Raw genomic sequence first — 19757 nt, 5'->3', positions numbered from 1 at the left:
ACGCAACTCGTAACCCTAGGGTACGCTCGCCCACATGGCCAACGACGCAGTTGCGGGTAACGCGCTCCGCGTCGCGCCGGCTCAGCCCGGGGCGACGGACGATCCGGTCCGCGGCGTACTGGCCGCGTTCACGAAAGACCTGATCAAAGGAGTCGATGAGACGCTCACGGCGTTCCTGGCCGCGGAGGTCGAATCGCTCACCGAGATCGACGCAGCGATGGGTGGTTTCGCCGCGACGGCACGCGACTGCGTGCTGGCCGGCGGCAAACGGGTCCGCCCCACGTTCGCGTACTGGGGATGGCGGGGTGTGGTCGGCGGGGAGGAGCCGCTGTGCTCGGTGCTCCCGGCGCTGTCCGCGCTCGAACTGCTGCACACGTTCGCGCTGGTGCACGACGACGTGATGGACGCCTCCGACACCCGGCGCGGGCTGCCCACCGCGCACCGGGCCGCCGCCGCCCGGCACCGGGCCGCCGGACACACCGGCGACCCCGACCGGTACGGCGAAGCCGTCGCCGTCCTCATCGGCGACCTCTGCATGGTGTGGGCCGACCGGCTCATGGCACACGCGGCAGTCCCGGCGGACCGGCTGCTCGACGTACGCCGCTGCTACGACCAGATGCGGGTGGAGACGGTCGCCGGGCAGTTCCTGGACGTGCTCGGCGAGAACGACCCGGCGAGCTGGACCGTCGACCGGGCACTGCGGGTGGCCCGGTACAAGACCGCCAGCTACACCGTCCAGCGTCCACTGCTGTTCGGCGCCTGCCTGGCCGGCGCCGACGCGGACGACCCGCTCATCGCCGCGTACACCAGGTACGGCCTGGCCGTCGGCGAGGCGTTCCAGCTCCGCGACGACCTGCTGGGCGTCTACGGCGACCCGGAGACCACCGGCAAGCCGGCCGGGGACGACCTGCGGACCGGCAAGCCGACGGCCCTGCTGATGCTGGCCCGGCAGCTCGCCGACCCGGCGCAGCGCCGGGCCCTGGACCGGGCCGGCTCGGTCACCGCCGACCACGAGGTGGACCGGCTCGCCGACGTGGTCCGGGACACCGGGGCCGCGGCCCGGGTGGAGCGGATGATCTCCGACCGGGTCACCGACGCACTCGCCGCGCTCGACACCGCACCGATCGATGAGACCGCGCGCACGGCGCTGACCGGTCTCGCCACCGCCGCCACGGCGCGGCGGGCATGATGAGCAACTTCGTGAGCAAGGGGGCCGGAATGCGTACCGTCAAGGGACGGACCGACCGGGTGGTAGTGGTCGGCGCCGGGCTGGGTGGACTGGCCTGCGCGCTGCACCTGGCCGGCAGCGGCCGGCAGGTGACGGTGCTGGAACGCGAGCCGGTGCCGGGCGGGCGCGCCGGGCGGCTGAGCGTCGACGGGTACGAGTTCGACACCGGCCCGACCGTCCTCACCATGCCCGACCTGATCGCCGAGGCGCTCGGCGCGGTGGGCGAGGAGCTGACCGACTGGCTCGACCTGACCCCGCTCGACCCGGCCTACCGCGCGTACTACCCGGACGGGTCGACGCTCGACGTCATCACCGACACCACCCGGATGGCCGCCGAGATCGCCCGCGTCTGCGGTCCCCGGGAGGCGGACGGCTACCTGCGTTTCGTCGACTACGCCCGCAACCTGTGGCAGTGGGAACGGGCCGACTTCATCGAGCGCAACCTCGACGCGCCGACCGACCTGATCACCGGCAACCTGCTGAAGCTGTTCGCCAACGGCGCGTTCCGGCGACTCCAGACGAAGATCAACCAGTTCTTCCGCGACCCGCGTACCCAGCGGATCTTCTCCTTCCAGGCCATGTACGCGGGTCTGTCGCCGCACGACGCGCTGGCGATCTACGCGGTCATCGCGTACCTCGACTCGGTGGCCGGGGTGTGCTTCCCGCGCGGCGGCATCCACGCGGTCTCGCGCGGCATGGCCGGCGCCGCCGAGAAGCACGGCGTGCAGATCCGGTACGGCACCACGGTGACCCGGGTGGAGACCGCAAACGGCCGCGCCACCGGCGTCGTCACCGCGGACGGCGACTTCATTCCCGCCGACACTGTGGTGCTCAACCCGGACCTGCCGGTCGCCTACCAGGACCTGCTGCCGCCCAGCCGGCAGCGCAAGCTCACCTACTCGCCGTCCTGCGTGGTGCTGCACATCGGCTCGACGCAGGGCTATGGCAAGATCGCCCACCACAACATCCACTTCGGGCGCTCCTGGAAGGGCACGTTCGACGAGGTGATCCGCCGAGGCGAGCTGATGACCGACCCGTCGCTGCTGGTGACGAACCCGAGCCGCACCGACCCGTCGGTGGCGCCGGCCGGGAAGCACACCTACTACGTGCTGGCGCCGGTGCCGAACCTGGAGCGGGCGCCGTTCGACTGGCCGGGCGACCTCACCGACCGGTACGCCGAGCAGCTCGTCGGCACGCTGGAGGAGCGCGGCTACGTCGGGTTCGGCGACGGCATCGAGGTGATGCGGGCGGTCACCCCGGCCGACTGGGAGGCGCAGGGCATGGCCGCCGGCACGCCGTTCGCCGCCTCGCACAGCCTCTTCCAGACCGGCCCGTTCCGCCCCGCCAACCTGCACCGGTCCCTGGAGAACGTGGTCTTCGTCGGCTCCGGCACCCAGCCGGGCGTGGGGGTACCGATGGTGCTGATCAGCGGCAAGCTCGCCGCCGCCCGGGTCACCGGGGCGATGTCGTGAGCGAGCGGGAGACCCACCTGGTCGAGCTGGTCGACGACGACGGGCGGGTGCTCGGCGAGACCACGGTCGCCGCCGCGCACCAGCCACCCGGGCGGCTGCACCGCGCCTTCTCGGTGCTCCTCGTCGACCCCGAGGGACGGGTGCTGTTGCAGCAGCGGGCCCCGGTCAAGACGCGGTTCCCGCTGCGCTGGGCGAACTCCTGCTGCGGACACCCGCTGCCCGGCCAGTCGCCGGCCGAGGCCGCCAACCGGCGGCTCGCCGAGGAACTCGGCATCGACCCGGTCGACCTCACCGAGGTCGGCGTCTACCTCTACTACGCCGAGGACCCGGCGACCGGCCGGGTCGAGTTCGAGTACGACCACGTGCTGCGCGCCGACGTACCCGCCGACCTGGCCACGCGGCCCGACCCGGACGAGGTGGCCGGCCTGCGCTGGGTCGACCCCGGCGCGGTGGTGGCCGACCTGGACGCCCACCCGCGCGAGTACGCCCCGTGGCTGGGCGGCGTGGTCAACCGGCTGCTGCACCCGACCGACGCGTCCCGGCCGGGTGTACCGGCCACCGAGGCACCGGAGCGGTCGGGTGGCCGATGAGGCGCTGAGCGCGGGGGCCGTCGCACGCCGTCTGGGCGTGGCGGTCACCACGCTGCGCACCTGGCACCAGCGCTACGGCCTCGGTCCCAGCGAGCACATACCGGGCCACCACAGGCGCTACACGCCCGCCGACCTGGCCCGGCTGGAAATCATGCGCCGGCTGACCGCCGAGGGGGTCGCGCCCGCCGAGGCGGCCCGCTGGGCCCGGCAGGCGCCGGCCGTGCTGCCGCCGGAGCGGCTCGGCCTCAAGGCACGGGTCTCGACGGTACGCGACGGCGGCGGCACCACCATCCCGGTCGGCCGGGCCGGGCCGGCGGCGCGTGGGCTGGCCCGTGCCGCGATGCGGCTGGACTCGGTGACCATCAGCCAGACCATCGCCGACGCGCTGGCCGCCGACGGAGTGGTGGCGACGTGGGAGGGGCTGCTGCGGCCGGTGCTGGCCGGGATCGGGGAGCGGCACGCCGCCACCTCCGCGCTGATCGAGGTGGAACACCTCATGTCCCGCTGCGTGTCCGAGGCGTTCGCCACAGTGGCGTGGGCCTACCGGACCACCGGGCCGCCCCGGATCCTGCTCTCCTGCGCCGACGAGGAGCAGCACTCGCTGCCGCTCGAGGCGCTCGGCGCCGCGCTGGCCGAGGCCGGTGTGAGTTATCGCATGCTCGGCGCCCGGGTGCCGGTGCCGGCCCTGGTCGAGGCCGTCAACCGGACCGGGCCGGCGGCTGTGGTGCTGTGGTCGCACATCCGCGCGACCGCCGACCCGTGCCAGCTCAGCGCGTTGCTGGCGGTGCCGCGCCGGCCGCTGCTGGTGCTCGCCGCCGGGCCCGGCTGGCGGGCCGACTCGCTGCCGGCCGGCGTGGTCCGGCCGGTCGGTTTGGCCGAGGCGCTGTCGCTGGCCGTGGCGGTACGGGACTCGCTGGACCAGTCGACGACAAGCTGAACCCCTCTCCCGTTCCGGGGCGGCGTCCACTACGGTCGGAAAGTCCGTCTGACCCCGACCCCTCCGGGAGCGACGAATGCGTCCACGCGCCCTGTCGGCGCTCGCCCTGGGCCTGGTACTCCTCGTCACCGGCTGCGGCGATCCCGGCAAGTCACCCGAGAAGGCCGCCGCACCGCCGTCGGCCTCGGCGTCGCCCTCACCGGCGCCGGTGACGAAGCCCTCACCGACCCACACCCCCGCGAAGCCGAAGCTGCGCCCGCTGCCGAAGAAGCTGCCGGCGGGCCTGCACCGGGCCAGCGGGAGCAAGGGCGTGGCGCTCACCTTCGACGACGGGCCGGATCCGCGCTACACCCCGCAGATCCTGGCCCAGCTCCGGACTGCCGGGGTGAAGGCCACCTTCTGCGTCGTCGGCAAGCAGGCCAAGCGCTACCCGGAGCTGGTGGCCCGGATCGCCCGGGAGGGCCACCAGCTCTGCAACCACAGCTGGCACCACGACGTGAACCTGGGCCGGCGCTCCCCGGCCGAGATCCGGTCCGACCTGGAGCGGACCAACCAGGCCATCCACGCCGCCGCACCGAAGGCGCCGATCACCTGGTTCCGCCAGCCGGGCGGCCGCTGGACGGCCGAGGAGGTCACGATCGCCGGGCAGATGGGCCTGCGCCCACTGCACTGGAGCGTCGACCCGCAGGACTGGGACCACCCACCGGCGAAGGCGATCATCAAGCGGGTGACGGGTGCCACCCGGCACGGCTCGGTCGTGCTGATGCACGACGCGGGCGGCGACCGGGCCCAGACGATGGCCGCCTGCCGGCACCTGATCCCGGACATCAAGCGGCGGTACGGCATCGCCCTACCGCGCTGAACTGCGGTTTTGTCCGACTCCCCGGTCAGGCCGATACCGGTTTGGTCGTCCGCGCAGGCATGACATATGCTTCTCCTGCCTCCGGCGGGGCCGGATGGGAGCAAGTCCGCTTGAAGTTGCGAGTGTGCAATGATGGCGGGGCCGCCCTCATCGTCTAGCGGCCCAGGACGCCGCCCTTTCAAGGCGGTAGCACGGGTTCGAATCCCGTTGGGGGCACGGTCCGGCTCGCGCCGGATGCAACACCAGCCAGGTCCTGTGGAGCAGTTGGAGTGCTCGCCGCCCTGTCAAGGCGGAGGTCGCGGGTTCAAGTCCCGTCAGGACCGCAAGCGCTGACGCCGCGCAGCTCGATGCGCGGCGTTCTGCGTATCGGCCCGTGCGGTAGCATGTGCCGAGCACCACGGCCAGGTAGCTCAGTTGGTACGAGCGTCCGACTGAAAATCGGAAGGTCGGCGGTTCGACCCCGCCCCTGGCCACATAGCCTTTCGCCGGGCTACAGGAACGCCGACCAGCGGAGACGCGGGTCGGCGTTCTGCTTTGCGGCCCCAGGAAGCCACAACTACTCTCTGCAATCGAGCCCTCGCGCCGGCTCGATGCGCGACAGCCGCATCGGGAGTCGCAGCCCGGCCGCTTGATGGACTCGGCCGGGTGCTCCGGAACGTGGAACGGGTACTCGCGCCGCACGTCCCGCGTCTAGGGTGAGCGGGCCCGCCGAGCGGCGGACCGAACGCCACCGGAAGGTCGCCTGTGCGTGCGCTGCGTACGGCCCTCACGCCGGTCCTCGTCCTCGCCGTGGTGCTGCTCGGCGGCTGTGGCCGGATCTCGGGGCTCCTGGACTCCGTCTCCCTGTTCCATCCGGTCTGGTCCACCGATGGCTGGGTCTACTACCTGCGGGAGGTGACCTCGACCTCGGGCTCGGACCAGGCCGAGGTGTGGCGGCAGCGGCCCGACGGGAGCGCCGAGGAAGCCGTTCTCACACGCGCCCCAGCGGTGTCCGCCTGCGAAGCGGGCCTGTTCAGCTTCCTCTTCGCCGGCCCGGGCGGCGACCTCGGGCTGGCCCTCGAATGCGGCTGGGACCGAACGGAGCTGCTGAGCTACTCGCCCGCCGACAAGACGTTCGAGCCTCTGGCGTCGACGCGCTTCCTCGCCGGTGCCGCACTCGTGAACGGTGGCGGCGGGGGATATGTGCAGGCGCCCCGAGAGTGCGGTCCGGGCGGCGTCCAGCTGCTCGCCGACGGGAAGGCGTACGAGTTCGGCTCTCCGGTGACGGTGGGCGGACTGACCTTCAATCCCAGCGGCGGTGACACGGACTGCGAGTCGACGGTGCTGGCACGGTCGCCCGCAGCGCTGGGTGAGCGGCTGTTCTTCATCACCGCACCCGACTCCCTCGGCAGGTTGCCGCTGCCGCCCGAGGTGAGTCCGGACGACCTCACCTGGCACCTGACCGAGTGGGACGTCGGCTCGGCCACAGCCCGGTTCGTCACGAAGCTCCCCGGCCTCGCCGACCTGGCGGTGTCGCCGGACGGCCGGTCGGTGATCGCCGCCGTCGCGACGGACCACGTGGGCGGGGTCTGGTCGGTCGATGTCGGCAGCGGCAGGAAGACGAGGATCGCCGACGGTGAGCGCGCGCATCACCCGAGCTTCTCGCCCGACGGGACGCGGTTCGTCTACGTCGAGGGCTTCAAACGGCTGAAGTTCGCCGAGGCACGGTAAGTCGCCGGTCGGGTCGGGGAATTCGCGATCAGGGCGTAACGCGAGCCGCTCAGCGGCTCAAGTACGGGTAAGCCATCGCCCAGACCACTCGCCATCGGGCCGGTCCCCACCGGCGGACGGGCCGGTGGGGACCACGCCGCATCCGGCTCACACGGCGGCGGGCTGCTCCGCCGTGTCCGAGGCGCAGCAGGCGCTCTCGGCCACCTTCTCCAGCTGCGGCGAGTCGGCCTTGACCGTGTAGACCTCCCAGCGTTCGTCGCCGGGGCCGCGTACCCAGACCTTGTCCTGGAGCGCGTAGCAGCACTCGGTGTCGTTCTCCTCCAGCGTGATCAGGCCGGACTCGGTGAGCCGGTTGGTGGCCGCGTTCACCTCCTCGGTGGTGGCCACCTCGACCCCGAGGTGGTCCATCACCGTCGGCAGGCCGGGCTCACCTTCGAGGAGTACGAGCTTCAGCGGCGGGTTCTCCACCGCGAAGTTGGCGTAGCCGGGGCGGCGCTTTGCCGGCTCGACGCCGAACAGCTTGCTGTAGAAGGCCACCGATCCTTCGAGGTCGGACACGCGTAGGGCGAGCTGAACGCGGGACATGGGCGCTCCTTATCTAGATTTCTGTCGAAGCAGGGTCAACCTTGCCGCCTGTTTCGAAGGCTGTCAACCTAGAGAACCGTCGAAACAAGTATGTTGATCAAGGAGTTTGCGTCAGCCGGAGCCGGTGAGCCGGACACAAACTCCTTGATCACCGGAACGAGGGCGGGGGGGCCGGGGGCGAAGGGCGGGGCCGGAACGGGGTGGGGGTCAGGGTTTGGGGGGTTGGCGGTTCTGGGTGGGGTTGCCCTGGATCGCCTCCCAGACGCTCCGGCCGGCCTGCCGCAGTGCCTGTCCGGCCTGTCCCGCCAGTTGTGCCGCCTCGGCGGCGGCGCTCGCGGGCTGGCCGGAGTGCTCCGGACCGCGCTTCTTCTCGGTGGGGCGGCCGGCCGGCGGGCCCGGCACCGACCCGGACCCCGCCTTTTCCTCCCCGGCACCGGGTGACGGCTCCGGCCGCCGGGCACCGGCGTCCGGCACTGCGGGCCCCGACCGATCGGCGACCGCGGGACCGGCCCGATCGACCGGCGCCCGACCGGTGCGCTCGACCACCTCGCGGGCCGCGGCCCGCGTACGGCCGTTCCGGTCCACCACCGGCGCGGTGGGCCGGTGCACGTCGTCAAGGGTGGCAGTGGCCGAGCGGGCCAGCGCGTCGATCAGCTGCGGGTTGCGGTCGATGGTGGTCAGCGCCCGGTCCAGGATCCGCACCAGCTTCTCCAGCCGCACCTTGAGCAGCGCCTCGGCGCTCACCCCGGTGACGTCGAGTTCGACGCCCTTCAGGTGTACCCGCACTCCGGCGTCGATCTGGAGCAGGTCGGCCAGCCGGGCGCGCAGCGACAGGTCGGCGTCGAGCCCGTCCACCGCGAGCCGGATCTCGTCGACGGTCAGTTCCGGCACGTCGAGCAGGACGTCCGGCTCCGACTCGTAACCGCCCGGCGAGTCGGGCCGCTCGTGGCCGGGATCCGGAACTGGTTCGGTGGCTCGGCTGTCGGTCATGCTCCCCGCTCTCCCCCATCGGTCCGGTCGGCGGCGCTTACCCGCTTTGCGGTACGGCATCCGCCGCCCTTCGCGCAGAGCGCCTGTCCCACCACTCAGCGCTGTCGGAAAACGGAGTTCCCGGTGTCCGGAAGCGGCCGCCTCGGAAGCTGCACACCGAGACATGAGCCGGTATGGTCCGGACCTATGGGACAGGAGATGGCCGATCCGGATGAGGTCCGGCAGGAATCCGACCGCTTCTCCCTCCGCAGCAACCTGCTCGTCCCGGCCTCCGCCGAGCGGGCGTACGCCGTCTTCACCGGCGCGCTGGCCGACTGGTGGGTGCGGGAATACACCTGGTCCGGTCCGGAGGCGCTCACCGCGATCGGCATCGAACCGCGGGCCGGCGGCATGCTCTACGAGATCGGGCCGTACGGCTTCCGCAACGACTGGGGTCGCGTGCTGACCTGGGATCCGCCCCGGCGGCTGGTGTTCACCTGGCAGATCGGCCCGGATCGGGTGCCGGTGCCGGATCCGGCGCGGGCCAGCGAGGTGGAGGTGCTGTTCCACTCCGACGGCCCGGAGCACACCCGGGTGGAGGTCGAGCACCGCTACTTCGACAGGCACGGCACGGCGGCCGAGGGCTACCGCGAGGCGCTCACCGCCGGCTGGCACGAACTGCTCTGCCGTTACCTGGCGACGGTCGCCCGCACCACCGCCGCCTGACCCGCGCCGAGCGGGCGCACCGGGTCAGCCGGCGATGCCCGGCGCCGCGCCGGTGCCGGCCACGCCGGTGCCGCCCAGGTCGGCCCGGCGGCCGGCGTCCGCGCCGGAACCGAAGCCACCGCCCGCCAGCCGCCGTCGCGGGGCGGTGCGCAACCGGGGGTACGCCTCGGCGACCCGGTGCTGGACGCGATCGGAGCGGTCGGCGAGCACCAGCGCCGTCGAGGGCCCGCCCGCCTCCGCCACCGCCTTGTTCTCGGCCGCGCGCAGTCGTTCCGCGACGACGTACGCGAACCCGGCCAGCCAGGTACGCCGGAACGCCGCCGGATGCTCCCCGGCCGGTACGGCAGCACCGGCGAGCCCGTGCGCGGCCTGCACCAGCAGCGAGGTGAACAGCAGCTCGACCCGTTCCAGGTCGCTGGCGAAGCCGAACAGGTGCATGACGAAGCCGTTGCCCTGCCGGCGGCGTACGCATCGGCAGCGCAGCGGTTCGGCGACCGCCGCGAGCAGGCCGGCCTTGTCCCGCGCGTACGGTGCGACCACCTCGACGGTCCGGTCACCCACCGGGTCGACCGCCGGATCGCGCGCGGCGAGCAACGCCCGGTCGACGCCGTAGCGGGCGATCAGCTCGGTGGCCTTGGCCATGAAGGCCGCCGACTCGGCGGGCGTGCAGGCCGGGTCCTCGGCCTGGGCGAGCAGCTTGCGCACCTTGCTGAGCATCGCCTCGGACATGCACCCAGAGCTACCACAGCCGGGGCGACGGGCCGCGCGGCGGGCTCAGTCCGACCGGCTGCGCAGCGTGGCGATCGTCGAGCCGGCGAGGGTGAGGAGGCAGTCGGGCAGCAACCCGTCGGCCGCCGCCGCCCCGAACAACGCCTCGCCGGTGTCCGCGTCGTCGTTGGCGCACGCGCTGACGAAGCGGGCCACCCACCGCGTGTCGTAGTCGGCCTGGTCGATGCCGGGGAAGTCGAGGGCGGCGCCGCCGGCCGGGGCGTCGTCGCCGAGCATGGTCGCGGCGAGGCACCACGCCACTCCGTACGCCCCGGCGAGGCCGGAGCGGTCCACCACCGCGTCGAACGTGCCCACCACCCCGGCGCCGTCCCCGGCGAAGGCCGAACGGAGCACGGCGGTCGCGTCGTCGAGCGTCTGCTGTGCTTCGTCGTTCACCCGCGGAACAGTATCGCCGGGGGTCAAGCGGTGACCCGGAAACAGCCCGTTGACCACGCACAGTGATCCCCGCAGTCGGGGTGCCGACGCAGCCGACTCCACAGTCCCGCGTGCCGCACGAGCACGCTAAGGTGCGCAGCGGACCTTCGCCGGAGGAAGGACGACCATGCTGAGAACACGCACGTCGCGCGCGGCCCTGTCCATGGCCTGCGCGGCGCTCCTGCTCGCCACGAGCGCCTGCGGGAGCGACGAGCCGGAGGAAGCGCCCGCCACCCAGGTGCGCCTCTACGGCACCGACGGCAACATGACCAATTCGTACGCCACGGAACTCAAGGACCGGGCGGATCTGGTGAACGGGATGAAGGGCACCACGCCCCTCACTCCGCTGCCGGAGAGCTTCAAGGAACGGCTACTCGCCGTAGACCCGAAGCTGACCGACTTCCTCTACTCCGCCGAGTCCTACGACGCGGTCGTGATCAGCGTGCTGGCCGCCCAGCTCGCCGGCACCACCGCGCCAGCCGAGATCGCCAAGCAGATCGTCGGCGTGACCACCGGCGGCGAACGCTGCGACGACGTGGTGGCCTGCCTCCAGCTCGCCCGCGCCGGCCGGGACATCGAGTACCGGAGCGTGTCGCTGACCCGCTCGGGGTTCACCGACGCCGGCGAGCCGGCCACCGCGAGCTACGGCACCCGGCACTTCGACAACCAGAAGATCGACGACAGCAAGACCGAGTTCGTCGGCGCCGGTGAGGAGTCCGGGGCGAGCACCAAAACCCCGCCGCGTGGTCGCAAGCTGCGTGACGGCAAGGCGAAGGACGCCCCGCTGGTCCTCGGCGGGCTGCTGCCCAAGACCGGTGACCTGGCGCTGGCGTACCCACCGCTGGCGGCCGGCGCCGCGCTCGCGATCCGCGAGGTCAACGCCGCCGGCGGCGCGCTCGGTGAGCCGGTCAAGTGGATCGAGGGCGACGACGGCACCAACCCGGAGATCGCCAAGGTCACCGTCGCCTCTCACGTGAGCAGGGGCGTCCACGTCATCATCGGCGCGGGCGGCTCCGGCATCTCCCGGGCCGTGCTGCCGGACGTGGTGGCCGCCGGGCGGATCCTGTTCTCCCCGTCGAACACCGACGCCGGGCTGAGCACCGTGGACGACAAGGGCCTCTACTTCCGTACCGCGCCGCCGGACAGCCTCCAGGGCCGGGCGCTTGCCGACGTGATGCTCCGGGACGGCCCGCGCAAGATCGCGATCCTGGCCCGTAAGGACTCCTACGGCGAGGGCCTCCAGGAGAACGTCCGCTCCGAGCTGGACAAGGCCGGGATCGGCGCGGACCGGGTCAAGCTGCTGACCTACGAGCCGCCCGCGGACCCGAAGACGCCAGTGGACTTCAGCGGCGTCGCCAGGGAGATCAAGGCCTTCGGGCCGGAGGCGCTGCTGCTCATCGGCTTCGCCGAGTCCGCGCCGGCCATCCCGGCGCTCGACGACGCCGGAGTCGACATCAAGCGCTGAGGCGTACCGACGTGGAGGGCCGCACCGGAAACACCGGTGCGGCCCTCGTCGTCTCCCGCCGTCCTCAGCGTGACCGGCGCCGCTCCAGGAACTCGGTCATCCGCCGGTGCTTCTCCTCGTCCTCGAACAGCACCGCCTGGCTCAGCAGGTCGAGCTGCGGGTGCGCGGCCGCCGGGGCGTCCACCGCCAGCTTGGTCAGCCGCAGCGCCAGCGCGGAACCCTTCGCCATCTCGTCGAGCAGGCCGTGCGCGGTGGGCAGCAGCTCCGCCGGGTCGGCCACCACCCGGTTCACCAGCCCGATCCGCAGCGCCTCCTCGGCGTCCACCCGCCGGCCGGTGAACAGCAGCTCCTTGGCCCGGGCCTCACCGATCAACGCCGGCAGCCGGTAGGTCGCGCCCGCGCCGGCCAGGATGCCCAGCCGCACCTCGGGCTGGCCGAACACCGCGCGGTCCGTGCACACCCGGAGATCGCAGGCGTACGCCAGTTCGGCGCCGCCGCCCAGCGCCGGCCCGTCGACGGCCGCCACGGTGGGCATCGGCAGCGCCCGGATGCGGGCGAAGACGCCCTGGTTGATGGCGGCCAGCGCGTCCAGCCGGCCGCGTTCGCGGAGCTGGGCGATGTCGGCGCCGCCGGCGAAGATGCCCGCCGTCCCGCCGGTGAGCAGCAGCAGCCGGGGACGCGCCTCCAGGTCGGCGCAGACCGCGTGCAGCTCGCCCACCAGGTCGGCGTCGATGGCGTTGCGCTTCTCCGGCCGGTCCAGCGTCACCACGAGCCGGTCCGGCAGCTCCTCGATCCGCAGCCCCGTCATTGCCTCACGCCGTCCTTCCAGGTGTAGAACCCCTGACCCGACTTCTTGCCCAGCTTCCCGGCGGCGACCAGCTCGACCAGCAGCGGCGGCGGCGCGAAGCGGTCCCCGTACGCGGCCTGGAGCGTGCGGGCGATGTCCAACCGCACGTCCAGCCCGACCAGGTCGGTCAGCTCCAGTGGACCGATCGGGTGCCGATAGCCGAGCACCATCGCCTTGTCGATGTCGGCCGGGCTCGCCACCTCGTCGGCCACCATCCGGATCGCCTCCAGGCCGAGCGTGACGCCGAGGCGGGAGGTGGCGAAGCCGGGCATGTCGCGTACCACGACGGGGTCCTTGCCCAGCCGGGCGGCGAGCGCGACGGCCGCCTCGGTCGTAGCCGGCGCGGTGGCCGGGCCGACCACGACCTCGAGCAGCGCCATCGCCCACACCGGATTGAAGAAGTGCAACCCGAGGAAGCCGGCGGGACGCTCCAGCCCGGCGGCCAGGTCGGTGATCGGGATGCTCGACGTGTTGCTGCCCAGCAGCGCCGGACGGCGGCTCTCCGCCTCGCGCAGTACGGCGCGCTTCAGGTCGAGCCGCTCGGGCACCGCCTCCACGATCACGTCGGCGCCCTCGGCCACCTCGGCGAGCCCGGCCCGGAGCGTGACGCGGGCCCGGTTGGCGGTGGCGGCCTCCTCGGTCAGCTTGCCGCGCAGCACACCCCGGTCCCAGAGTTCGCCGAGCCGGCGCAGTGCCTCGGCGCCCCGGGCGGGGTCGACCTCGACCAGTTCGACCGCGTACCCGGCGCCGGCCGCCACGTACGCGATGCCGAGGCCCATGGTGCCGGCCCCGACGACCACAAAACGACCACTCATCGACGTCCCCTCGCCGCGGCGGGGGCGCGCGGGGTCTCCGCCGCCGGGCCCGTCCGCTCGCTCGTTCCTGCATGCGACCCTATGCATGGCCGGGCCGCCGGGATGCGTGGGGGCGGAGCGGACGGGGTAAGGACGGCCGTCAACGCCGAAGGAAGGAACGAGATGAGCCAGGCACCGGAGAGCGCGGAGAGCACCGAGACGGTCGAGACCCGCGGCGACGAGCGGATTGACCTGCTCCGCGCGGACACCAACAACGACGGCAAGACCGACGTGTGGGTGGTGGACACCGACGGCGACGGCAAGGCCGACCTGTTCCAGTTCGACACCGACGGTGACGGCAAGGTGGACATCACCATGGTGGACATCGACGAGGACGGCACGCCGGACGAGGTGGTCGACGGCGACGGCGGGCTGCCCCCGGAGCAGACCACCCCCACCGTCCAGGTCTGAGCATGTAAGGAAGGGCCCCTTTCAAGCGCCTAGGCGCTTGAAAGGGGCCCTTCCTAACGCCGCAGCTCCAGCGTGGCGAGGTAGTAGGGGTGGTCGGTGTCGTCCACGTCGGTCAGTCGCCACGGTGAGCCGTGGACCAGCCCGGCGAACTCCTCGGGCGAGCAGACCAGGTAGTCGAACCACTCGGTGCCGAGCAGGCGGTAGCGCAGCCGCAGCCGCAGTTGCCCGCCGATCCGGCCCCGCTGCCGGTTGCGCTCGTGATAGGCGGTGTGCACCGGGTCGGTGGTGCCGTACGGGTCGGTGCCGTGGGCGATCACCCGCGCGCCGGGGCGGGCCAGCGCGGCGAGCGCGGCGAGCATCGCCGGGGCGCGTTCCCGACCCTCGAACAGGCCGAGGTTGTTGCCGAGCAGCAGGAACGTGTCGTACCGGCGGCCGTCGGCGGCGTGCTCGTCGACGGTGCCGTGCACGAGGTCGCGTACGCCCCGGTGGCGGCTGACGCGCAGCGCGCCGAGCGAGGTGTCCAGCCCGGTGACCGGCACGCCCCGGTCCTGCAGGTGCAACGCGATCCGGCCGGCGCCGACGCCGACGTCGAGCACGTCCCCGCGAACCCGGTCCACGGCCCGGTGGTCGTGCGGCTGCCACAGCTGCGGCGGTTCCAGGTAGTGCCCGGCGGGAGCGCCGTTGACGAGCCCGTCGTCGCGTTCGATGATCTCGATGACCGGCCGGGGCAGGCGACCGCCGGCCATCGGACGCGGCCCGATTCCGGTGGCGACCGCGTACGCGTCGCGGATCATCTCGCCGAACACGTCGCCGATCTCGGGTTCCCCGGTCATGCCCGCAACGCTATCCGGGGGCCGGAGACGCCGTATCCTTGGCGGCGTGACCGACCTGGACCGCTTGGCGGCGGAGAAGTACGTCCTGCTCACCACGTTCCGCAAGGACGGCCGGGCGGTGCCGACTCCGGTGTGGGCGGTACGCGACGGCGACGGGCTCGCGGTGTGGACGGTGGCCGACTCCGGCAAGGTGAAGCGCATCCGGCGGGACGGCCGGGTCACCGTGGCGCCGTGCGACGTGCGCGGCCGGCCGCACGGCGCGGCGGTCCCGGGGCACGCGACGATCGCCGACGCGGAGAGCACCGACCGGGTGCGGGGCCTGCTCAAGCAGAAGTACCGGCTGATCGGGCGGCTGAGCCTGCTCGGTAGCCGGCTGCGCCGGGGTGAGCGCGGCACGGTGGGGCTGCGGATCGTACTGGACGGGTCGACCCCGGAAACGACTGAGCCCGGACACGATTAAGGGCGGTGGATCGTCGCTGCCGCGACGGCACCGCCCCTGATCGGAACGCCGGAGAACGCCGGTTCGTCAGTCTCCCTGGCGCTGCTGGGGGATCTGCCCCTGTAGCAGAGCTCGAACCTCCGACTCGCGGTAGCGGCGGTGGCCGCCCAGGGTCCGGATGGCGCTGAGCTTGCCAGCCTTGGCCCACCGGGTCACCGTCTTCGGGTCGACACGGAACATCGACGCCACCTCGGCCGGTGTGAGTAGCGGCTCAGGTTCGTGCGTTCGCGATGCCATCGGGGTCACTCCTCCACATGTATAGACATCGGCCGGGGTCCCGCCGGCCGACGCGTCTCCCATGGTCCGGCTAGTCCCCGATGTCCGACATGGGCCGAACGGCTGAAGGTCCCTAGACGGACGGATGAACCATGCCCGATTTTTACGACTTTTATGCCGCAGAAACTACCTTATTCGGACTCATGATCACGGTTCGTGATGCATCAACTACGATACACACTCGTGTCCAAGGCCACTAAGTGTGGCAAACCGGGCGTCAGTTGCAGCGCTCCAGCAGTTGCACCGCGCGCCAGCGGGCGACCAGCTTGTCGTACGCGGCGGACGCCTCCTCGGCCTCGCCACGGCCCAGTCCGGACAGTCCGGTGGCGACCAGCTCGGGCGAGTCGTCGGCCTCGAGCGTCTCGTCCGGCAGCAGTTGCACCAGGCCGCCGTAGTCCAGCTCGACCACGGAACGCGGGTGGAACTCCTCCAGCCACCGGGCCGCCTCCTCGACCGCCTCGGTGATCGGCGCCTCGCCAATCGACTTGCGCAGCACCGACAGCGCCCGGGACGCCCGGCGACGCGCCTTGGAGATCTCCGTGCGGTAGCGCAGCGCCCGCCGCTCCGGCTCGGTGACCAGGTGCCGCTCACCGGCCTCGAACAGCACGAACCAGCGCAGCGGCACCCCCCAGGTGGCGATCTGCTCGTGCACCCGGGGCACCCCGTGCTCCAGCACCCGGGCCCCGCTGCGCCAGTCCTCCACCACTGCCTTCGCCTGCCCGGCGAGCACCGGCGGCACGAACGCGTCGGCCAGCACCGAGGGCACGCCGTCGCGGGCGCTCAGCGCCGCCTCGGCGACCCGGATCCGCAGGTTCCACGGACAGACCAGCAGCGCGTCGTCGGCCTCCAGGACGTACGCCTCGTCGGGCAGGTCGGGCAGCCGGGTCCAGCCGGCGCCGAGCGCCTCGATCACCGCCGTCCGCTGCCGTACCGGTCCCTCCAGCGGGGCTATCGCGCGGCCCTCGCTGACGTACCGGCGCCAGTACGACTGCCGGTCCCGGTCGAAGGCGGTGAGCGGCTCGTACACGCGCAGGTATGAAGCGAAGAGCGACGGCACGGCGCGATCCTCCCACGAGACGGGACCATCCGTCGCCGCCCTTGGGCCCGTGGCGTGACATGCGCGACAGTACGGTTCGGGCCGATATTAGGCTCGACGACACCGGCAGCATCCCGCCGGCGTGCCACCAGGTTCCGCACCCCACAAGGGCGCTCACCGACACAGGAGTCAGCCATGAGCGTATTCGCCAGCACCGACGACCCCGTTTCCACAGGGCATGAGCAGGTCGTGTTCTGCCAGGACAAGCAGTCCGGCCTGAAGGCGATCATCGGGATCTACTCCACCGCGCTGGGCCCCGCGCTCGGCGGCACCCGGTTCTACCCGTACGCCAGCGAGGCCGACGCCCTCGCCGACGTGCTCGACCTCTCGCGCGGCATGGCCTACAAGAACGCCCTGGCGAACCTCGACCTCGGTGGCGGCAAGGCGGTCATCTGGGGTGACCCCGAGCAGATCAAGAGCGAGGCGCTGCTGCGCGCGTACGGCCGCTTCGTCGAGTCGCTGAACGGCCGCTACTACACCGCCTGCGACGTGGGCACCTACGTGGCGGACATGGACGTGATCGCCCGCGAGACCCGCTTCGTGACCGGCCGCAGCGTGGAACACGGCGGCGCGGGTGACTCGTCGATCCTCACCGCCTGGGGCGTGTTCCAGGGAATGCGGGCCGCCGCCGAACACGTCTGGGGCAGCCCGACGCTGGCCGGCCGCCGGGTCGGCGTGGCCGGGCTGGGCAAGGTCGGCAAGTACCTGACCGCCCACCTGCTCGACGACGGCGCCGAGGTCGTGGCGACCGACGTCAGCCAGCGCGCCCAGGAGTGGGCGCGCACCACCCACCCGCAGGTCACCCTGGTCGACGACACCGCGGCGCTGGTGACCTCCGATATCGACGTGTACGCCCCGTGCGCGCTCGGCGGCGCGCTGAACGACGACACCGTGCCGGTGCTGCGGGCCAAGGTGGTCACCGGGGCGGCGAACAACCAGCTCGCCCACCCGGGCATCGAGAAGGTGCTCGCGGACCGGGGCATCCTCTACACGCCCGACTACGTGGTGAACGCGGGCGGCGTGATCCAGGTGGCCGACGAGATCGACGGCTTCAACTTCGACCGCGCCAAGCTGCGCGCGACCCGGATCTTCGACACCACCCGGCAGATCCTCCGGCTCGCCGACGACGAGGGCGTGCCGCCGGCGGTCGCCGCGGACCGGCTCGCCGAGCGGCGGATGGCGGAGGTCGGCCGGCTGCGCGCGATCCATCTGCGGTGAAGCTCACCCGGGGGTGGAGCGGCGGCTCCACCCCCGGGGGCCGCGCGCGTTAAGCTGAGCATCGGCACCGTTCATGCCGGTATGTCCGGTGTCATGGCCAGCCCCGGGTCCTACCCCTTACCCGGTACACTTTGTGACGGCTGGACCACCGCAACGCGCAGGTCCGGTCGACGGTGACCCGAGGTGCCGAACGATGGCATCCCCATGTACCGTAAGAGCCACGAGAGATGCCTGACGTCATCGGGGCCCGCCTTCGGGCTGCCCCGCATTCTGTGCGAGGGGGTCGAGCCATGGGGCGCGGCCGTGCTAAGGCCAAGCAGACGAAGGTGGCGCGGGAGTTGAAGTATCACTCCCCGAACACCGACCTAACCGCCTTGCAGCGCGAACTGGCGGGTAGTGGAAAGTCTGAGCACAACTTCGACGACGACTACAAAGAGTATGTCGACGACGATGACGAGGACCACGCGGACGACGACCCGGACACCTGGGCTCGTCCGACCCGCTGACCTCCGGTCACATCTGAGCACGCGGTAACCCCCGCGTGCTCACGCATGTGCTCTGCTGAGCCGGCGTACGACCGACGATGCAGGGGCCTGCCGTGCCGACTCGCCGGCAGGTCCCTGATCGCGGAACCGCCCCTCAGCGTGGCCGGTTGTTCCAGTTGTAGAACGTCGGGATGTTCTCGAAGTGGTTCCACGCGCAGACCGCGTCGGCGCCGTCGCCCGACACCTCCGCCCGCAGCAGCCGTGCCGCCTCCGCCTCACGGAGCAGAGCGGTAAGCCCCGCAGCGGCCCCCCGTACCCGGTCGGCGACGACCTCCCGGTCGGTGTCACTGATGGTCTCGGGCATGCTCCAACACTCCCTCCAGTAGGCGGATCTTGCTGTTGCGGCAGTGCTCGGTCTCCGTGCCGTCGAAACGCCCCAGCTCGAAGTAACGGTTGGCGGCGTGCCCGCCGCCGCAGAACCCGAAGTACGCGCAGGAGTCCCGGCACGCCTCCACGCCGGTGAGGAACTCGCCCACCCACGGCGTGCCGGCCGCGCCGGCGAGGATGTCGCGCAGCGGCGTGGTGAGCACGTTTCCGCTGGCGAAGTCGCCGTAGTGCGGGTCGGTGAACCCGGCCAGCTCCGGCGAGAGCACCACCACCGAGCCGTCATGCCCGACCGTCGGGATCGGGTCGAGGCTACGGGGCAGCAGGTCGTGCGCGGTGCCGGCCAGCACCGCGCCCGCGTACCGCAGCGACCACTCCACCTCACGCAGGTGGATCCGGGGATCCCGCCGCCAGGCCGCCACCAGCTCCGCCCAGAACCCGGTGACCGCGCCCGCGTCCCGGGCGTTCGTCCGGGTGTTGACGCCCTCGGTCTCCTCGATGTTGACGCCGAGCACGTCGCAGCCCAGGTCGAGGAAGTAGTCGTACAGCTCGGTGGCCAGGCCCGGCTCCGGCCGCGAGACCACAGCGAGCGCCGAGAACGGCAGGCCGTGACGGCGCAGCGCCGCCACACCCGTCACGATCCGGTCGTACGCGGGCCGCCCGCCCCGGTTGACCCGCTCGGCGTTGCGCGCCCGCGGCCCGTCCACGCTGACGCTGACCCGCACCCGGTGCTCGGCGAAGAACGCGCACCAGGCGTCGTCGATCAAGGTGGCGTTCGTCTGCACGTGGTGCTCGACATCCGGCCCGAACGGCGCCAGCAGCGCGGCCAGGTGCTCCCGGCCGGCCGCGAGCGGCTCACCGCCGTGCCACACCACGGAGAAGCGACCGCTCGCGGCCCACTGGTTCACCGACGCCGCCACCGCCTCGGCGACGGCCACCGGCATCCGCCTGTCGACCGCCCGCAGGGGCAGGTAGCAGTAGGCGCAGTCGAGGTTGCACAGCGTCGTCGGCTGCATCACCACGTACGACGGGACGACGGCGATGCCCCGCATACCCTCAGGCGTGCGCGCGGCCATCAGCACCTCCCCCGCCTGCCTGAAAACCGAA

The 19757-nt window shown here is 72.3% G+C and carries 23 protein-coding genes and 3 tRNA genes; 15 read left to right on the top strand and 11 right to left on the bottom strand.

Annotation, left to right across the window (positions count from 1 at the left end; genetic code table 11):
* The first annotated feature begins 34 nt into the window (after window positions 1–34).
* The 9 genes from ACGFIA_RS09140 (at window position 35) to ACGFIA_RS09100 (ending at window position 6799) form a co-directional block, all read left to right on the top strand.
* Window positions 35–1189 (top strand): polyprenyl synthetase family protein, encoded by a 1155-nt coding sequence (locus ACGFIA_RS09140; RefSeq protein ID WP_357385069.1) that lies wholly within the window; start codon window positions 35–37, stop codon window positions 1187–1189.
* Between the two features lie 29 nt (window positions 1190–1218).
* Window positions 1219–2700 (top strand): phytoene desaturase family protein, encoded by a 1482-nt coding sequence (crtI, locus tag ACGFIA_RS09135; protein ID WP_357478259.1) that lies wholly within the window; start codon window positions 1219–1221, stop codon window positions 2698–2700.
* Complete coding sequence (gene idi, locus ACGFIA_RS09130) at window positions 2697–3290, top strand: isopentenyl-diphosphate Delta-isomerase (protein ID WP_357385071.1); 594 nt, start codon at window positions 2697–2699, stop codon at window positions 3288–3290. Before crtI ends, idi begins: the two co-directional genes overlap by 4 nt.
* A complete protein-coding gene (locus tag ACGFIA_RS09125) occupies window positions 3280–4227 on the top strand; it encodes a MerR family transcriptional regulator (protein ID WP_357385073.1) in 948 nt (315 codons plus the stop codon). Before idi ends, ACGFIA_RS09125 begins: the two co-directional genes overlap by 11 nt.
* Before the next feature lie 76 nt (window positions 4228–4303).
* Window positions 4304–5089, top strand: coding sequence for a polysaccharide deacetylase family protein (locus tag ACGFIA_RS09120; RefSeq protein WP_357385075.1), 786 nt, complete (start codon window positions 4304–4306; stop codon window positions 5087–5089).
* Between the two features lie 143 nt (window positions 5090–5232).
* Window positions 5233–5305 (top strand) — tRNA-Glu (locus ACGFIA_RS09115).
* Between the two features lie 33 nt (window positions 5306–5338).
* Window positions 5339–5412: transfer RNA gene (locus tag ACGFIA_RS09110), tRNA-Asp, on the top strand.
* A 76-nt stretch (window positions 5413–5488) separates the two neighbouring features.
* Window positions 5489–5562: transfer RNA gene (locus tag ACGFIA_RS09105), tRNA-Phe, on the top strand.
* 271 nt (window positions 5563–5833) lie between these two features.
* Window positions 5834–6799, top strand: coding sequence for a hypothetical protein (locus tag ACGFIA_RS09100; protein ID WP_357478083.1), 966 nt, complete (start codon window positions 5834–5836; stop codon window positions 6797–6799).
* 147 nt (window positions 6800–6946) lie between these two features.
* Here the strand turns inward: ACGFIA_RS09100 and ACGFIA_RS09095 are convergent, their stop codons facing one another.
* A complete protein-coding gene (locus tag ACGFIA_RS09095) occupies window positions 6947–7384 on the bottom strand; it encodes an ArsI/CadI family heavy metal resistance metalloenzyme (RefSeq protein ID WP_357468389.1) in 438 nt (145 codons plus the stop codon).
* Window positions 7385–7591: 207 nt separating this feature from the next.
* Complete coding sequence (locus tag ACGFIA_RS09090; protein ID WP_357478086.1) at window positions 7592–8374, bottom strand: hypothetical protein; 783 nt, start codon at window positions 8372–8374, stop codon at window positions 7592–7594.
* A gap of 186 nt (window positions 8375–8560) precedes the next feature.
* On the opposite strand from ACGFIA_RS09090, the gene ACGFIA_RS09085 reads away from it, so the two are divergent.
* Window positions 8561–9079: an SRPBCC family protein gene (locus ACGFIA_RS09085; protein WP_357385083.1), complete on the top strand. Its 519-nt coding sequence runs from the start codon at window positions 8561–8563 to the stop codon at window positions 9077–9079.
* Between the two features lie 24 nt (window positions 9080–9103).
* Here the strand turns inward: ACGFIA_RS09085 and ACGFIA_RS09080 are convergent, their stop codons facing one another.
* Together ACGFIA_RS09080 and ACGFIA_RS09075 are read right to left on the bottom strand one after the other, a co-directional pair.
* Entirely contained in the window at window positions 9104–9808 is a 705-nt protein-coding gene (locus ACGFIA_RS09080; RefSeq protein ID WP_357385085.1) for a DUF2786 domain-containing protein, read from the bottom strand.
* A gap of 45 nt (window positions 9809–9853) precedes the next feature.
* Window positions 9854–10243, bottom strand: coding sequence for a hypothetical protein (locus ACGFIA_RS09075; protein WP_393259366.1), 390 nt, complete (start codon window positions 10241–10243; stop codon window positions 9854–9856).
* A gap of 166 nt (window positions 10244–10409) precedes the next feature.
* Between ACGFIA_RS09075 and ACGFIA_RS09070 the strand changes: the two genes are divergently transcribed.
* Complete coding sequence (locus ACGFIA_RS09070; protein ID WP_393259364.1) at window positions 10410–11747, top strand: ABC transporter substrate-binding protein; 1338 nt, start codon at window positions 10410–10412, stop codon at window positions 11745–11747.
* A 64-nt stretch (window positions 11748–11811) separates the two neighbouring features.
* Here ACGFIA_RS09070 and ACGFIA_RS09065 read toward each other — a convergent pair whose 3' ends face one another.
* Both ACGFIA_RS09065 and ACGFIA_RS09060 read right to left on the bottom strand, forming a co-directional pair.
* Window positions 11812–12555, bottom strand: coding sequence for an enoyl-CoA hydratase/isomerase family protein (locus tag ACGFIA_RS09065; protein ID WP_393259362.1), 744 nt, complete (start codon window positions 12553–12555; stop codon window positions 11812–11814).
* On the bottom strand, window positions 12552–13409 hold the full coding sequence (locus ACGFIA_RS09060) for a 3-hydroxyacyl-CoA dehydrogenase family protein (RefSeq protein WP_393259360.1): 858 nt from the start codon (window positions 13407–13409) through the stop codon (window positions 12552–12554). The genes ACGFIA_RS09065 and ACGFIA_RS09060 overlap by 4 nt, the downstream gene beginning before the upstream one ends.
* Before the next feature lie 162 nt (window positions 13410–13571).
* Here ACGFIA_RS09060 and ACGFIA_RS09055 point away from each other — a divergent pair, with 162 nt between their 5' ends.
* On the top strand, window positions 13572–13859 hold the full coding sequence (locus ACGFIA_RS09055; protein WP_357385093.1) for a hypothetical protein: 288 nt from the start codon (window positions 13572–13574) through the stop codon (window positions 13857–13859).
* Between the two features lie 53 nt (window positions 13860–13912).
* Here ACGFIA_RS09055 and ACGFIA_RS09050 read toward each other — a convergent pair whose 3' ends face one another.
* Entirely contained in the window at window positions 13913–14692 is a 780-nt protein-coding gene (locus tag ACGFIA_RS09050; RefSeq protein ID WP_393259358.1) for a class I SAM-dependent methyltransferase, read from the bottom strand.
* A gap of 46 nt (window positions 14693–14738) precedes the next feature.
* Here ACGFIA_RS09050 and ACGFIA_RS09045 point away from each other — a divergent pair, with 46 nt between their 5' ends.
* Window positions 14739–15152, top strand: coding sequence for a PPOX class F420-dependent oxidoreductase (locus ACGFIA_RS09045; RefSeq protein WP_357385097.1), 414 nt, complete (start codon window positions 14739–14741; stop codon window positions 15150–15152).
* Between the two features lie 66 nt (window positions 15153–15218).
* On the opposite strand, the gene ACGFIA_RS09040 is transcribed toward ACGFIA_RS09045, so the two are convergent.
* Entirely contained in the window at window positions 15219–15428 is a 210-nt protein-coding gene (locus ACGFIA_RS09040) for a BldC family transcriptional regulator (RefSeq protein WP_007073996.1), read from the bottom strand.
* Between the two features lie 256 nt (window positions 15429–15684).
* Window positions 15685–16524 carry a hypothetical protein gene (locus tag ACGFIA_RS09035; protein ID WP_357468395.1) on the bottom strand — a complete coding sequence of 280 codons (840 nt, stop codon included), beginning with the start codon at window positions 16522–16524 and terminating at the stop codon, window positions 15685–15687.
* 174 nt (window positions 16525–16698) lie between these two features.
* Between ACGFIA_RS09035 and ACGFIA_RS09030 the strand changes: the two genes are divergently transcribed.
* Both ACGFIA_RS09030 and ACGFIA_RS09025 read left to right on the top strand, forming a co-directional pair.
* Window positions 16699–17781 carry a Glu/Leu/Phe/Val dehydrogenase gene (locus ACGFIA_RS09030; protein WP_393259356.1) on the top strand — a complete coding sequence of 361 codons (1083 nt, stop codon included), beginning with the start codon at window positions 16699–16701 and terminating at the stop codon, window positions 17779–17781.
* Between the two features lie 290 nt (window positions 17782–18071).
* A complete protein-coding gene (locus ACGFIA_RS09025) occupies window positions 18072–18287 on the top strand; it encodes a DUF3073 domain-containing protein (RefSeq protein WP_013283429.1) in 216 nt (71 codons plus the stop codon).
* A gap of 133 nt (window positions 18288–18420) precedes the next feature.
* On the opposite strand, the gene amcA is transcribed toward ACGFIA_RS09025, so the two are convergent.
* On the bottom strand, window positions 18421–18630 hold the full coding sequence (gene amcA / locus ACGFIA_RS09020) for a multiple cyclophane-containing RiPP AmcA (RefSeq protein ID WP_357385103.1): 210 nt from the start codon (window positions 18628–18630) through the stop codon (window positions 18421–18423).
* Window positions 18611–19702, bottom strand: coding sequence for a cyclophane-forming radical SAM peptide maturase AmcB (gene amcB / locus ACGFIA_RS09015; protein WP_393259843.1), 1092 nt, complete (start codon window positions 19700–19702; stop codon window positions 18611–18613). The genes amcA and amcB overlap by 20 nt, the downstream gene beginning before the upstream one ends.
* Between the last annotated feature and the right edge of the window lie 55 nt (window positions 19703–19757).

Origin of the sequence: Micromonospora sp. NPDC049203 (assembly GCF_043197215.1) — a bacterium.
In the GTDB taxonomy this organism is placed as follows: Bacteria; Actinomycetota; Actinomycetes; order Mycobacteriales; family Micromonosporaceae; genus Micromonospora.
Note: the sequence above shows the minus strand (reverse complement) of the source record. Positions and strands in the feature narration are given on the sequence as shown.

Bases quoted from the DNA above. Each gene is read 5' to 3' on its own strand.
- ACGFIA_RS09140 (WP_357385069.1), top strand. From the start codon at position 35: ATGGCCAACGACGCAGTTGCGGGTAACGCGCTCCGCGTCGCGCCGGCT.
- ACGFIA_RS09025 (WP_013283429.1), top strand. From the start codon at position 18,072: ATGGGGCGCGGCCGTGCTAAGGCCAAGCAGACGAAGGTGGCGCGGGAG.
- ACGFIA_RS09085 (WP_357385083.1), top strand. From the start codon at position 8,561: ATGGGACAGGAGATGGCCGATCCGGATGAGGTCCGGCAGGAATCCGAC.
- ACGFIA_RS09070 (WP_393259364.1), top strand. From the start codon at position 10,410: ATGCTGAGAACACGCACGTCGCGCGCGGCCCTGTCCATGGCCTGCGCG.
- ACGFIA_RS09055 (WP_357385093.1), top strand. From the start codon at position 13,572: ATGAGCCAGGCACCGGAGAGCGCGGAGAGCACCGAGACGGTCGAGACC.
- ACGFIA_RS09050 (WP_393259358.1), bottom strand. From the start codon at position 14,692: ATGACCGGGGAACCCGAGATCGGCGACGTGTTCGGCGAGATGATCCGC.
- ACGFIA_RS09095 (WP_357468389.1), bottom strand. From the start codon at position 7,384: ATGTCCCGCGTTCAGCTCGCCCTACGCGTGTCCGACCTCGAAGGATCG.
- ACGFIA_RS09030 (WP_393259356.1), top strand. From the start codon at position 16,699: ATGAGCGTATTCGCCAGCACCGACGACCCCGTTTCCACAGGGCATGAG.
- ACGFIA_RS09060 (WP_393259360.1), bottom strand. From the start codon at position 13,409: ATGAGTGGTCGTTTTGTGGTCGTCGGGGCCGGCACCATGGGCCTCGGC.
- ACGFIA_RS09065 (WP_393259362.1), bottom strand. From the start codon at position 12,555: ATGACGGGGCTGCGGATCGAGGAGCTGCCGGACCGGCTCGTGGTGACG.
- ACGFIA_RS09120 (WP_357385075.1), top strand. From the start codon at position 4,304: ATGCGTCCACGCGCCCTGTCGGCGCTCGCCCTGGGCCTGGTACTCCTC.
- ACGFIA_RS09080 (WP_357385085.1), bottom strand. From the start codon at position 9,808: ATGTCCGAGGCGATGCTCAGCAAGGTGCGCAAGCTGCTCGCCCAGGCC.
- amcB (WP_393259843.1), bottom strand. From the start codon at position 19,702: ATGCGGGGCATCGCCGTCGTCCCGTCGTACGTGGTGATGCAGCCGACG.
- amcA (WP_357385103.1), bottom strand. From the start codon at position 18,630: ATGCCCGAGACCATCAGTGACACCGACCGGGAGGTCGTCGCCGACCGG.
- ACGFIA_RS09040 (WP_007073996.1), bottom strand. From the start codon at position 15,428: ATGGCATCGCGAACGCACGAACCTGAGCCGCTACTCACACCGGCCGAG.
- crtI (WP_357478259.1), top strand. From the start codon at position 1,219: ATGCGTACCGTCAAGGGACGGACCGACCGGGTGGTAGTGGTCGGCGCC.
- ACGFIA_RS09090 (WP_357478086.1), bottom strand. From the start codon at position 8,374: ATGACCGACAGCCGAGCCACCGAACCAGTTCCGGATCCCGGCCACGAG.